The organism is Ferrovibrio sp. GW821-FHT12D07 (assembly GCF_058807275.1).
Genome location: NZ_JBXAQN010000001.1, coordinates 1,908,665 through 1,920,423, shown reverse-complemented (window position 1 = coordinate 1,920,423; position 11,759 = coordinate 1,908,665). Strand labels below are relative to the sequence as shown.

Annotated in this window: 12 protein-coding genes; 2 read left to right on the top strand and 10 right to left on the bottom strand. The window is 58.1% G+C overall.

Annotated elements, in window-relative coordinates; all coding sequences use genetic code 11:
• Window positions 1-10: 10 nt before the first annotated feature.
• The 6 genes from AC1RRE_RS09510 to AC1RRE_RS09485 all read right to left on the bottom strand — a co-directional run bounded on the left by AC1RRE_RS09510 (window position 11) and on the right by AC1RRE_RS09485 (window position 6,935).
• Window positions 11-454, bottom strand: a complete 444-nt coding sequence (locus tag AC1RRE_RS09510) for a hypothetical protein (RefSeq protein WP_492980886.1) — start codon at window positions 452-454, stop codon at window positions 11-13.
• Window positions 455-459: 5 nt separating this feature from the next.
• The gene (locus AC1RRE_RS09505; RefSeq protein ID WP_492980885.1) at window positions 460-1,548 is read right to left on the bottom strand and encodes a GNAT family N-acetyltransferase; all 1,089 of its coding nucleotides are present in this window, start codon (window positions 1,546-1,548) and stop codon (window positions 460-462) included.
• A 114-nt stretch (window positions 1,549-1,662) separates the two neighbouring features.
• Complete coding sequence (locus AC1RRE_RS09500; protein WP_492980884.1) at window positions 1,663-2,580, bottom strand: phytanoyl-CoA dioxygenase family protein; 918 nt, start codon at window positions 2,578-2,580, stop codon at window positions 1,663-1,665.
• Window positions 2,577-3,725: an acyltransferase family protein gene (locus AC1RRE_RS09495; RefSeq protein WP_492980883.1), complete on the bottom strand. Its 1,149-nt coding sequence runs from the start codon at window positions 3,723-3,725 to the stop codon at window positions 2,577-2,579. The genes AC1RRE_RS09500 and AC1RRE_RS09495 overlap by 4 nt, the downstream gene beginning before the upstream one ends.
• Before the next feature lie 109 nt (window positions 3,726-3,834).
• Entirely contained in the window at window positions 3,835-5,175 is a 1,341-nt protein-coding gene (locus tag AC1RRE_RS09490) for a site-specific integrase (RefSeq protein WP_492980882.1), read from the bottom strand.
• Window positions 5,176-5,435: 260 nt separating this feature from the next.
• On the bottom strand, window positions 5,436-6,935 hold the full coding sequence (locus AC1RRE_RS09485; RefSeq protein ID WP_492980881.1) for a pyridoxal-phosphate dependent enzyme: 1,500 nt from the start codon (window positions 6,933-6,935) through the stop codon (window positions 5,436-5,438).
• A 208-nt stretch (window positions 6,936-7,143) separates the two neighbouring features.
• On the opposite strand from AC1RRE_RS09485, the gene AC1RRE_RS09480 reads away from it, so the two are divergent.
• Both AC1RRE_RS09480 and AC1RRE_RS09475 read left to right on the top strand, forming a co-directional pair.
• On the top strand, window positions 7,144-7,617 hold the full coding sequence (locus AC1RRE_RS09480; protein ID WP_492980880.1) for a nuclear transport factor 2 family protein: 474 nt from the start codon (window positions 7,144-7,146) through the stop codon (window positions 7,615-7,617).
• Window positions 7,618-7,689: 72 nt separating this feature from the next.
• Window positions 7,690-8,538 carry an aldo/keto reductase gene (locus AC1RRE_RS09475; protein WP_492980879.1) on the top strand — a complete coding sequence of 283 codons (849 nt, stop codon included), beginning with the start codon at window positions 7,690-7,692 and terminating at the stop codon, window positions 8,536-8,538.
• A 3-nt stretch (window positions 8,539-8,541) separates the two neighbouring features.
• Here the strand turns inward: AC1RRE_RS09475 and AC1RRE_RS09470 are convergent, their stop codons facing one another.
• The 4 genes from AC1RRE_RS09470 to AC1RRE_RS09455 form a co-directional block, all read right to left on the bottom strand.
• On the bottom strand, window positions 8,542-9,498 hold the full coding sequence (locus tag AC1RRE_RS09470; RefSeq protein WP_492980878.1) for an MBL fold metallo-hydrolase: 957 nt from the start codon (window positions 9,496-9,498) through the stop codon (window positions 8,542-8,544).
• 18 nt (window positions 9,499-9,516) lie between these two features.
• On the bottom strand, window positions 9,517-9,711 hold the full coding sequence (locus AC1RRE_RS09465; RefSeq protein ID WP_492980877.1) for a DUF2783 domain-containing protein: 195 nt from the start codon (window positions 9,709-9,711) through the stop codon (window positions 9,517-9,519).
• A gap of 9 nt (window positions 9,712-9,720) precedes the next feature.
• Window positions 9,721-11,343: an FAD-dependent oxidoreductase gene (locus AC1RRE_RS09460; protein WP_492980876.1), complete on the bottom strand. Its 1,623-nt coding sequence runs from the start codon at window positions 11,341-11,343 to the stop codon at window positions 9,721-9,723.
• A gap of 133 nt (window positions 11,344-11,476) precedes the next feature.
• Window positions 11,477-11,749: an HU family DNA-binding protein gene (locus AC1RRE_RS09455; RefSeq protein WP_492980875.1), complete on the bottom strand. Its 273-nt coding sequence runs from the start codon at window positions 11,747-11,749 to the stop codon at window positions 11,477-11,479.
• Window positions 11,750-11,759 lie beyond the last annotated feature (10 nt).

Below are 11,759 nucleotides of genomic sequence, written 5' to 3'. Positions count from 1 at the left end.
TCAGCCCTGATTAGTAGGTTCGCAGATCGCTGTTATATCCGAGGCCGTTATCGTTATTTCTTTTCAGCCAGATATAGCAGGCCCATACAAAGCAAGCGGGATAAGTCACATGCACGAAATCAAAGGGGCGAGATATAATGAATGGGAAGAGAATCACTAATGCCAAGCCGCAGGCGAGAATGCCGCTTCTTGATGCTTGTTGACCGAGCACGAAGAACCTGAGCAAGAAAGGCAAACCGGTAATGCCGAGAATTATGCAGGCATATCGGATCAAATGGTTGGAGTAATACGCGCCACCCGCTCCATTAGAGCCAAATGTCGGATCGAATAGGCCGATAAAAAAAACAAGAGGAAGAGCAAGAAGAGGTAAGGACTGCATCACGCAGATCACAACAATTGGAATACCAAAATTGCGCATAAACATCGGCAATATGTATTTCTGAATATCGAACATAATAATTAATCCAACTGCGTTGCTACGAGACGCTTGCGATAAATGGCACCAGACCGAACGGCGCCTACGCTTTCGTATAATTTCTCTGCCGCACTTACATTAATTCCCGCGCTGTGTCCTAACTGGACAAACAGCGCACCGCCGGACTGTGCCCATTTTTCAAAAGCCAGGAGCAAATCCCTGTCTATATTTTTGTTGCGATACTTTGGGTTGATTCCAAAAAAATATTCAATCGCCATTTTTTCATTGCTGAATGGCAGAGGCTCCAACCCTCCAATAATTCCGCCAGCTAAATGCTCACCTACCAATGCCGCAATCAAAACCCCATCAGACCAATTCAAAATCCGACTCGCCGTAGCAAGTATGCGATCATCATCGACCGGGAAGTCTCGATAATTAGGCCCCGTGAGCAGTAGACGACAAAGCCCGACGGTCTGCTTGCCGTAAGAATCTAAAAAGGCGGGTCTCCCTTGGATAATTTTTAGGGTTTCGCCCCCGATAAGTTTTCTCTCAAGAAGGAGTAAGCCGACTGAAGCAGCTCCAACCTCCGATATCTTATGGCTAGCAAGTGTTTTTATTTCACCGCCGGCGAATACCCCCCCCTGCAAATCATCTCTTATATTCTCTGCACCACCATGGGGCGCTGCCAACAGCATCAACCAAGGCCTGTCGCCACACTTCCATTCTTCCGGCTTAAGTCCTTCGCCGCCGCTCTGAATTCGCCTCTCCACCTCTTCGCTCACATAGGCCCAGGCAGCCACGGCGAACGGGCGGCCCTTCTGACGATAAAGCCGTAACTGGCCCAAGCTATAAGGGACACCGATCAGCGCTTCGATGGCGCTGATCGGCAGGTTACGGAATTGTGGTGTCTGCGAGAGCAGCCAGATTGCTGCGCCGAGCACTTCCATCGGATTGCCGGGCTGCACTGCTGCTGTTGGCTGAATCGCCTGCGGATCAGAAACAGGTTCTGTGGTACCTGATGTCCGTGGCACCTTTTGTGCGGTGGCCGTCGCGCCCTGGGTCGACGTGGATACAGATACGGAAACAGCGGATGCAGGTTTCTGCACCGCCGGCTGTGCTTTATTGCCCGACATTGTCCCCAACATCCCCCTTGCCCAATACAAGGTTACCCGGAAAGCGGGTGGCTTTCCATGAGAGATGCATACCCCCAGAAGAGTAAGGCCTGTGGATAACTAGGGCGAGTGTAACTACTGGGCTTTTACAAATCGCAATCTTTCACGCAGTACGGCCCGGATCCGCCGCATCAGTGGCACTCGAACCGGCCGCCCCAGAAATCTTGGCTCAACCAGATGCCCCGTCCGGACATCCGCAGGCAATCGGTATAGCAGCCGCCCCAACTCAACGTCCGACTGCAATGGGGTGAACCACAGGCAGTCCTCGAAGTAATAGTGCGTGACTTGGGTATGCCGGGTCGAGCCAGCCCGGCCGATGGGTTCACCGCCATGCAAAAGATTGGCGGCCCAGATCAGGGCCTGTCCGCGTCGCAGCGTCGCAACATGCTTCTGGAAACCATGCGCCTGAACCAGGGCCTGCACGAAAGGCTCGTACTGCTTGCGATAGGCCTCGGTCTTCGCAGCGTCTCGGCCACTGAAGCCGAGCATGGCCGGTGAATAGATGGGCAGCGCGTGAGAGCCCGGATAGTAATGCAGCGGGCCATTGTCAGGCGTGATGTCTTCAAGCGCCACCCATACGCCACACATGAAGCGTTCGGGTATGCTGCTGAAATGCATGGTATCGGCATGCGTCATCTGCTGGGAGCCAACCCTGAAATTCAGGGTCTGGAATGGAAACGGCTTGCGCTCATATAACAATGTCAGCGTTTCGATGACTTTAGGGTGACAGGCGATATCGCGTACCGAAGCCAGCCGCCGCCAGGCATCCTGGATGCGCGGCTCGGAGCCATAGAACGGCCCCGTAGCCTCCACCGTCTGATCGAGAATAGGATCCTCGGCGTTGTAGAGATCAATAACCACAAATCCGTCGCGGCGATAACGGTCGGCAATATCGCGCTGATGTGGGTTCAGATCCTTCTGCTGTACCAGACTTTCGTAGAAAGGGCTTTCGACCCAGGGCAATTGCAAGTCTGTCATCACGCGATCATTCATACCTGCGCATCCACCGCGCCAGTTCGTGCTGTCGACCAGCGGCGGCGCAATCCCTTTGTAATTGGTCGTTCAAGAAAAACATATGCGAAATACGAAAAAGCCAGCACCGCGGGAATGGCGACCATCATGAAGGACCAAGGCGGCAGGACCGCCGACAGGCCAGCAACCCGCCACAGCTTGGCAATCGCTGGCAGCAGCAGGATGTGGAAAATGTAAAGGCTGTATGAGATATCGCCGAGCCTCATCATCCAGTGCGGCAATGTGACCGGCGCCGAATCTTCCAGGGAAATCGCACTCCAGACAATGACGGTGGCCGGAAGACCCCAGGCCCAGAGACGATCCTCATAAGACGCAGAGTCGTATCCGAACAGGATAAGGGCAGCGCCGATCAATAGAAGCCAGGCTAGCATTCGGGGGAGCACGACACCCCGACGATAAGCAATGGCCACCGCAACACCGGCCAGAAACTCCAAGATGATCGGATCCGTATAGATTTCCCAGATTGTATTCGTCACGCGGAAGGCTGATCCGGCAATCACCAGCCCCACCAGAATAATGGGCACAAGCGTCAGCATGAGGTGACGACCGAATGGCATCGTCACAAAGAACAGGAGATAGAACATCATTTCCAGACACAGCGTCCACCCGACGACCAGCAGCACATTCACACCACCAAGCGCGCTAGACGGTATGAAAACCAGTGACCGAAAAGTCCGCTCAAGATCAAAGACGCTGACCTTGAAAAGCGCCGGAAAGAATAAAAGCAAGGCCGCAAAAATTAGAGTCCCGATCCAGTAAAGCGGAACAATACGGATGATGCGGCGGATCAGGAATTCACGCGCCAGTGCGGCCGACCCGAACCAGTCATAATGCACGTGCATGATGATGAATCCGCTGATCACAAAGAACAGATCAACGCCAGCAGCTCCGGTATTGCCATGCACGAGTTCCGGATAACCGGCATTGTCATGGAGGGCAGACAGGCTATGAAAAAAAAGAACGCCAAGGGCTGCAAGACCACGTAGTACCTGAACAGACCAAAAAATTTTCACGTTTCTATAAATCCATTTTTTTCCCGAGACGCTGAATAGTCGATCAATAGCTCTAGGTCCCAACACCCATTGCAGTGAACGATATACAGCCATGATGTTATATCCGCAGAACGGATAATTCAGCCCAATTATAGGCTCAAGATGATGAGTAAATATCAACTTCTCTACTGAGTAGCACCATACCCCGCGCCCCTCACTAGCTCTAACCTTTCTCACCGAGCATTTTACCAGTAATATGGCTTGCAACCGACTCTGCTAGAGCTGCACGCGCCTTACGACCATACTTCGAGTAACGTGCGCTCATACGGGTCGTTGAATGCCCCATCAGAGCCATGATTTGCTTTTCATGCAACCCTGCTTCAGCCGCTAGTTGGCCATAGCAGTGGCGGAGATCGTGAAGTCGCGGCTTATTTCCATTGTTCTTTTTTAATCCAGCTTCGTCACGAATCCGATCCCAAACCCTGTTTATCGCCTTAAGGTGATCGCACCGATTGTCGCCCACAAAGACATATGGATTGCCAACGACGCGAATTGATTTGAGCTTCTGTATAATATTAGCAAGTGGCGCAGTGATTGCCCGCAACATCACCCGCTCGCCGCCACCAATAACTTTGGTCTCACGACGCCGGCTATTACGCGCCCATTCTATCACCCCATGTTCTTCTTTGATTTGATCCCACCGAAGTTTCAACGCTTCGTTTTTACGTACGCCCGTTGTGACCAAGAACCAGATTGCGAGGATTGACCACGCACCTGGCAAATGCTCAGCCACAGTTCCGTCTTTCTTACGGACAGAAACCACGTAATGTCCCATGCTATGGGCCTCAAGCGCTGCCTTCTCGTAGGAATTTAACACGCCTGCTAAACGTGCCAGCTCGTCGTCTTCCCATTCGTACTCTCGCTCAGTATCAAGCTGCGTGTAGTTACGCTTTACAAACTCGCAAGGATTAGTATGGCGAGGCTTGAACTCTTGCCGCTCGGCCCAATTCATCATGGCTTTGAAGGTGTCGAGGCTACGGTCAGCCGTCTGAGGCGCGAGAACTTGCTGGGTGCCGACAATCTTTCCCGCCTCGTCTTTTATGCGAACCTTTTTGGTAACGCCGGCATGCCATTTGCTGACCTCAAATGTCTTGATGCTCATCGCATCCCGGTCACCGAAATGGGGCAAAATACGATTATCGATGACCCAGAGGTCGTAATCACGCGGCTTCCTAATGGCGCGATACTGTTCGGCAATGAATCGGACAGTGATTTTGGCAGGTGGTGGCGAGAGCGGATCAGCACCTTTTTGATGCTCGGCTTTAATTTCGATGACCCGCGCCCGCGCGTCCTTCAGCGATTGCACATCTTTCAGTACACGCTTCGTGGGGCTTACGGCTCCCGCAGGGCGATATTCATAAACAAACGTTTTGCGCCCCGTCCTGGCCGCGACTCTGACCCGCAATCCAGGTGTACGAGCGTCGGAATAAAGGGTGTCTTTGCCGTTCTCGGCTTTAAGGCGGACGAGATCAGCTTCGGTTGAAAAGCTACGATTCTTAGACATGGCAGGCTCCGGATTTGGCGACAATTTGGCGACAAAACCGGCGAGAATCCTATTTCCCGAAACTTCTCGTATTTTCCCTCTATTCTATAAACTATTGAAACAAATAATTTTTCTGGAATTGCGGGAAGCTTACGGAAACCACATGAATTTACTGGGTAATTTTACACCGAGGTGGCCGGCGGTTCGATCCCGTCACCGCCCACCATTTCCCTTCCCCGGCGTGCCCTTCTTCAGCGTGCCCTTCTTCAGCGCGCCCTTCTTCAGCGCGAGCGCGTCTGCAGCCATGAGGGCAGGAAGGAATACGGGTCCAGGCCCGGCAATTCCTCGAACGCCACATTGGCCCGACGCAGGCATGCCTGCAGCTTTCCTGCCTTGTAGGCATCGAAAAGATCGGTGCTGCCGCCAATGAATTCCCCACCGACGAAGATCTGCGGGATCGTCTTGAACCCGGTTTTCGCATTGAGCGCCACCCGCACGTCGCCGCCCCAGTTATCTTTCTGGTAGGCGACCGAATCGATATCGACCGAACGGTAGGGAATACCGAGGTGGGAGAACATCTTCCGCGCCGACCAGCAGAACTCGCACCATTCGAGGGCGAACATCACCACCGGCTCGGCCGCATTGCCGACGGTCTGCACCACGAAATCGGCAGCCTCACGACGGACCGGCGGCGGCTCTGCCGTTGCCGTTGCAGCCGGCGGCGGCGCGGGTGGGACATCGAAACGGAAATTCGGCGTCGACTTCGCGATCCGCGTTTCTTCCTCCGTCATGTCGGCCGGCACATCGGCAAACAGCGGCGTGCTGAGGTAGCGTTCCCCCGTGTCAGGCAGCATGCACAGGATGGTGCTGCCGGGTGCTGCCTGCTGGCAAACCTCCAGCGCGCCGACCAGCGTGGCGCCACCACTGATGCCCGTGAATATTCCCTCCTGCGTGGCCAGCGCCTGCGCCATACGCAGGGCCTGCCCGCCATTGATCGGGATGATCTGGCTGATCAGCTTGGCGGCCATCACGTCTTCCGCCAGCTTCGGGATGAAATCCGGGCTCCAGCCCTGCATCAGATGCGGCCGGAAGGCCGGATGCGCACCGGCAGGCAGACCATCTGCTGTCCATGGCTGCGCCACGCCGCTGCCCAGCATCGGTGAATTATCCGGTTCGCAGACGATCACCTTCGTATCGGGCCGCTCCTGCCATAGCACGCGGGCCACGCCCTTCAGCGTACCGCCGGTGCCGACGCCGGTGACCCAGTAATCCAGCCGCTCAGAACGGAAGGCATCGATGATCTCGATGGCCGTGGTGCGCGAATGGGTATCGGCGTTCACTTCGGTCTCGAACTGCCGCGGCATGAACCAGCCATGCGCATCCGCCAGCTCCCGGGCTTTGGCCAGCATGCCGCTGCCGCGTTCGGATGCCGGCGTCAGCACCACCTTGGCGCCGAGAAAGCGCATCAGCTTGCGCCGCTCCACGCTGAAATTCTCGGCCATCACGATCACCAGCGGATAGCCGCGCTGGGCGCAGACCATGGCCAGCCCGATGCCGGTATTGCCGCTGGTCGCCTCGATCACCGTCTGGCCCGGCACCAGCTTGCCGGTCCGCTCCGCCTCTTCGATCACGCCAAGGGCGAGGCGATCCTTCACCGACCCCATCGGGTTGAAGGCTTCCAGTTTCACGTAGAGGTTGACATGCGCCGGGGCAAGCTTGGATATCCGCACAATCGGCGTACGGCCGATGGTTTCGGTAATGTTGGAATACTTCACAGACATGATGTTTCGGCCGCCCTGACGGTGTGGATGCTGCGCCTATGTGGAGCATCATTATGGAAGGGATCGTTGTAGCCACCGTGGGAACCACTGTCTGGTTCATAAACTGTACCAATTTATCCGCTCCGCACCGGAACGCTTACCTGCAATGTAATTGTCGTCACCACCGTTGCCTGCGATACCCGGGATCCTTCATCCCCGGGAAAGCCACATGAGCAACGACGCCCTGTCTGCCCTGCAGACCCTGAATGCGAGATTCATTCACAACTTCGTCACCAACGATGTCCCATCGCATGATGCGATCATCCATGAGCGCTTCGAATGCCTGACCCAGAGCGGTCTGCGCATGAACCGCAAGGATTATCTCAAATCCTGGGCGACCGGCTTTGATCCCGATGTCATCATCTACTGGGATTATCGCAACGAGAAGATTTCGATCTTCGGCAATGTCGCCTTCGTTTATTCCGTCAACAAGTCGATCCGCATCCGCGACGGTGCCGAAGTGACCGGCATGAGTTATTATGTCGACACCTATCTTCTGGAGAATGGCGCATGGAAATGTGTCCTGGCGCATATGACCACCATGCAGCCCCAGAACTATCCGGCCGATGATACGATCGTGAAGAAATACATCCGCGGCAAGATGGTGCCCAACCATATCGACAAGCGCGACTCTGCCCTTTAGGGCTGCCCCTTCCTTTTAGGGAGATTGGCCGATAGCCTGCCTTCATACGCGCCTCTTTCCCTGGAGCACGTCATGAAGGCATCTGCTATTCCCACCGTTACCCTGCCCTCGGGCGAGCGCATCCCGGCGCTTGGCCAGGGCACCTGGAACATGGCCGAGCAGCCGAAGCTGCGCAGCGCCGAAATCAACGCGCTGAAACTCGGCATCGATCTCGGCATGACGCTGATCGACACCGCCGAGATGTATGCCGACGGCGCGGCCGAGAGCCTGACCGGCGAGGCAATCAAGGGCCGGCGCGACGAGATCTTCCTGGTCAGCAAGGTGCTGCCCGGTAACGCCAGCCGGCGCGGTACCGTGCAGGCCTGCGAGCGCAGCCTGAAGCGGCTGAGCACCGACCGCATCGACCTGTATCTGCTGCACTGGCGCGGCTCGCATCCACTGGCCGACACGGTCGCTGCCTTCGATGACCTGAAAGCCGCCGGCAAGATTCGCCACTGGGGCGTCAGCAATCTCGACATGCGTGACATGCAGGCGCTGCACAAACTGCCGCAGGGCAAGAGCTGCACCACCAATCAGGTACTCTACAACCTCACCCGGCGCGGCATCGAATACGACCTGTTGCCGGCCAGCCAGAAGCAGGGCATGCCGGTCATGGCCTATTCACCCATTGAGCAGGGCCGGATTCTGAAGGACAAGACGCTGGTGGAGATCGCCGCCCGCCACAAGGCCACACCGGCGCAGGTGGCGTTGGCTTGGCTGCTGCGGCAGAAAGGCGTAATCGCCATCCCGAAGGCCACCGCCGAGCAGCATGTGCGCGACAACCGTGCATCGCTGGATGTGACGCTGACGGCCAAAGACCTGGCCGCGCTGGACAAGGCCTTTCCGCCGCCGGGCAAGGCCCAGCCCCTGGAAATGCTTTAGGCGTTACTGATTGAGGCTGGCCCACATCTGGATGTCGCGCTCGGCCGTCCAGATGCGCGGGTGATCCAGCCCCAGGGCCTCGTCATAGGCGCGCGCCACATTGAAGGGCTGGCAATGCTCGAAAATGGCGAAGTTGCCAAAGCGCGGCCGCATGGCGTCGTTGCAGCGATCAAACGCCTCCTTCAGGGCCAAGCCCTTCGCGGCTGATTCCGAGACCGAGCCGTAGAGCGTCGTCAGGAAGTCGCGAGTGAGCTGCAGGCCGTCGCCCACTTCCTTGGGATTGACCAGCGCATCGCCGCGGCCGGGCACCAGCGCCTTGGCATTGAAGTCGGTGATCTTGTCGAGCGTGCGCGGCCAGTCCTTGAAATGCGCATCGCCGCAATAGCAGGCCGAGTGGTATTCGACCAGGTCGCCCGAGAACAGCACGCCGGCATCGGGTACCCAGGCCACCGTGTCGCCGGCGGTATGGCCACGGCCCAGATGCATGATCTCGACGCGGCGCTTGCCCATGTAGAGGGTGAATTTCTGCGGGAAGGTCATGGTCGGCCAGGTCAGGCCGGGAATGCTTTCGGCAGCCTGGAACAGGCGCGGGAAGCGGCCGTATTCCGAATCCCAGTCTTCCTTGCCACGCTCGACGATCAGGCTGTGCGTGGCCTCCGAGGCCAGCACCTGTTCGGGCTTGTAGGCGGAAGCACCCAGCACGCGCACGGCATGATAGTGCGTCAGCAGCACATACTTGATCGGCTTGTCGGTCACCTTGCGGATGTAGTCGATCACCTGTCCCGCCATCTTCGGCGTTGCCTGGGTGTCGATCACCATCACACCGTCATCGCCGATGATCACCCCGGTATTGGGATCACCCTGGGCAGTGAAGGCATAGAGCCCCTCGCCCAACTGCGTGAAGGAGACGACCTTCTCTTCGGTATCGGCGGTGGAGGCAAAGGCTGGTTTGGTAGACATGGAGCAACTCCTGTTTCTTCAGACGGTACCGGCGCGGGCCTGGCCCAGCGCCTCTTTCAGCACATCCAGATCGCCGATGTGGTTGGCCAGCAGCAGAATCAGCCGCGCATTGGCCATCTCACTCTGCTCCGGCGTCAGGCCACGATGCATGTCGATCAGGGCCGCATAGAACTCATCGGGCTCGGCTATGGCGGAATCAGTGTTCAATGGCATGATAGCCTCTCAGTATCCGGTGGCGCGCTGCAAAGCGGCGCGCACGGAGGATGCATCGTAACGGCGCCAGCGGGCGCAGACATGCTGGTCGGGCCGCAGCAGGTAAACCGTGCCCGCGCGCGCATCGAAGCGCTGCCACAGCAGGCCCTCGGCATCCATCTCCGGCGTGACGTGCAAGACGGGCACCGGCGCATCGGCGATCACATCGCCGCCGAACTGCAAAAGCATGAAACCGTGACCAAGCTGCGCGAGGAGCCATGTATCGCGGCCATCGACGCGCAAAGGCGCATCGGCAGACGGTGCGCCCGGAATCATCGGGCCTGCGAAGGCATCGACATCGGGAGTATTAAGCGGCGAGGTCTTCAGCATGGCCGGTACCGACAGCCGGCCGCTGTTTACCAGCCGACGCGCAAAGGCATGATCCTTCGCAAGGTGCAGCGTGGCATCACGGAAGACGCGACTGACCCTGCTGGTCGGGGAAATGAAGTCAGTGGCCCGGGTTGAATTCAGGATGTTTTCATCCGCGGCGTATTCACGCTCAATCGCATAAGAATCAAGCAGAGCATCCGGTGCATCACCGGCCAGAACCATTGCCAGTTTCCAGGCCAGATTGTCGGCATCCTGGATGCCGCCGTTGGCCCCGCGCGCACCAAAGGGCGAAACACCATGGGCGCTGTCGCCAGCGAACAGCACGCCGCCATGACGGAAACGCTCCATGCGCGAACAGGCGAAGGTATAGACGCTGACCCATTCCAGGGTGAAATCCACGCCCTCTCCCAGCAGCGCCTTGATGCGCGGGATGACGCGCTCAGGGGTCTTCTCGGCCTCCGGATCGGCATCGCGGCCCAGCTGGAAATCGATGCGCCAGACATCATCAGGTTGCCGATGCAGCAGCACGGACTGCTGGCGATGAAATGGCGGGTCGAACCAGAACCAGCGTTCGGTCGGAAAGGCCGCCGTCATCTTCACATCGGCAATCAGGAAGCGGTCACTAAAGACGCGTCCCCTGCTTTCCAGTCCCATCAGGCTGCGCACGGCACTGCGCGCGCCATCACAGGCGACGACATACTGTGCCCGCAGGCAATAACGCCCCTCCGGCGTATCAATCTCGAGTTCGGTGTGATCGCCCGCGGGCCTCACGCCAACCGCCTTGTTGAGCCAGCGGATGTCCAGGCCGGGCAGCGCGGCTGCGTGATCGGTCAGATAGCCTTCGACGTAATACTGCTGGAGATTGATGAAGGCCGGGCGCCGGTGCCCGCTTTCGGGCAGCAGGTTGAAACTGTAGGCCAGGTCATCGCGGAAATAGACCTTACCCAGATTCCACGACACGCCCTTGTCGACCAGCCGCTGGCCGCAGCCGAGCCGATCAAAAATTTCCAGCGAGCGCTTGGCGAAGCAGATGGCACGCGAGCCGGTGGAGAGCCTGTTGCTGTCGTCCAGCAGCACGACCGGCACGCCGCGCTGGGCAAGGTCGATGGCAAACGTCAGGCCCACTGGCCCCGCACCGACAACGACGACGGGATGCGTCACGGGCGCTGCCGCGTCCTGATCGGGCGAGCGCCGGTAATCCAGAATCAGGTTCTGATAATCCACGCCCATCGGTTTGCCCTGGGGCCAGCGTTTCCATCCCATCCGGATTTGCTCCGGTATCTGAGGATAGTGCCGGGGGCAGGCCCGGAAAGCAAAGGGGCCGAACAGCAAAGGGCCGCGCCTCCCGGAGGAGACGCGGCCCTGATGGATGGGGGCAGAAAGAACCCGCCGGGCTTTAGCCGACGGCTTCCTTCAGGGTCTTGCCGGCCCGGAACTTGGGCTGCTTGGTCGGGGGCAGATCGATCCGCTCGCCCGTCCTGGGGTTGCGGCCCGGGCTGGCAGCCCGGGTGCCCACGAAGAAGCTGCCAAAGCCCACGATCCTCACCTCGTCGCCCCGGCGGAGCGCTTCGGTGATGAGCTCGAAGACCGATTCCACGGCCCGTTCGGCCTGTTCCTTGCTGAGGCCGGCACTATCCCGCACCTGGGCCATCAGGTCCTGTTTGTTCACGCTGGCGTCC

What these genes read in the sequence shown, in the direction of transcription:
- AC1RRE_RS09510 (WP_492980886.1), bottom strand. Translation starts at nt 454, where the DNA reads ATGTTCGATATTCAGAAATACATATTGCCGATGTTTATGCGCAATTTT.
- AC1RRE_RS09505 (WP_492980885.1), bottom strand. Translation starts at nt 1,548, where the DNA reads ATGTCGGGCAATAAAGCACAGCCGGCGGTGCAGAAACCTGCATCCGCT.
- AC1RRE_RS09500 (WP_492980884.1), bottom strand. Translation starts at nt 2,580, where the DNA reads ATGAATGATCGCGTGATGACAGACTTGCAATTGCCCTGGGTCGAAAGC.
- AC1RRE_RS09495 (WP_492980883.1), bottom strand. Translation starts at nt 3,725, where the DNA reads ATGGCTGTATATCGTTCACTGCAATGGGTGTTGGGACCTAGAGCTATT.
- AC1RRE_RS09490 (WP_492980882.1), bottom strand. Translation starts at nt 5,175, where the DNA reads ATGTCTAAGAATCGTAGCTTTTCAACCGAAGCTGATCTCGTCCGCCTT.
- AC1RRE_RS09485 (WP_492980881.1), bottom strand. Translation starts at nt 6,935, where the DNA reads ATGTCTGTGAAGTATTCCAACATTACCGAAACCATCGGCCGTACGCCG.
- AC1RRE_RS09480 (WP_492980880.1), top strand. Translation starts at nt 7,144, where the DNA reads ATGAGCAACGACGCCCTGTCTGCCCTGCAGACCCTGAATGCGAGATTC.
- AC1RRE_RS09475 (WP_492980879.1), top strand. Translation starts at nt 7,690, where the DNA reads ATGAAGGCATCTGCTATTCCCACCGTTACCCTGCCCTCGGGCGAGCGC.
- AC1RRE_RS09470 (WP_492980878.1), bottom strand. Translation starts at nt 9,498, where the DNA reads ATGTCTACCAAACCAGCCTTTGCCTCCACCGCCGATACCGAAGAGAAG.
- AC1RRE_RS09465 (WP_492980877.1), bottom strand. Translation starts at nt 9,711, where the DNA reads ATGCCATTGAACACTGATTCCGCCATAGCCGAGCCCGATGAGTTCTAT.
- AC1RRE_RS09460 (WP_492980876.1), bottom strand. Translation starts at nt 11,343, where the DNA reads ATGGGATGGAAACGCTGGCCCCAGGGCAAACCGATGGGCGTGGATTAT.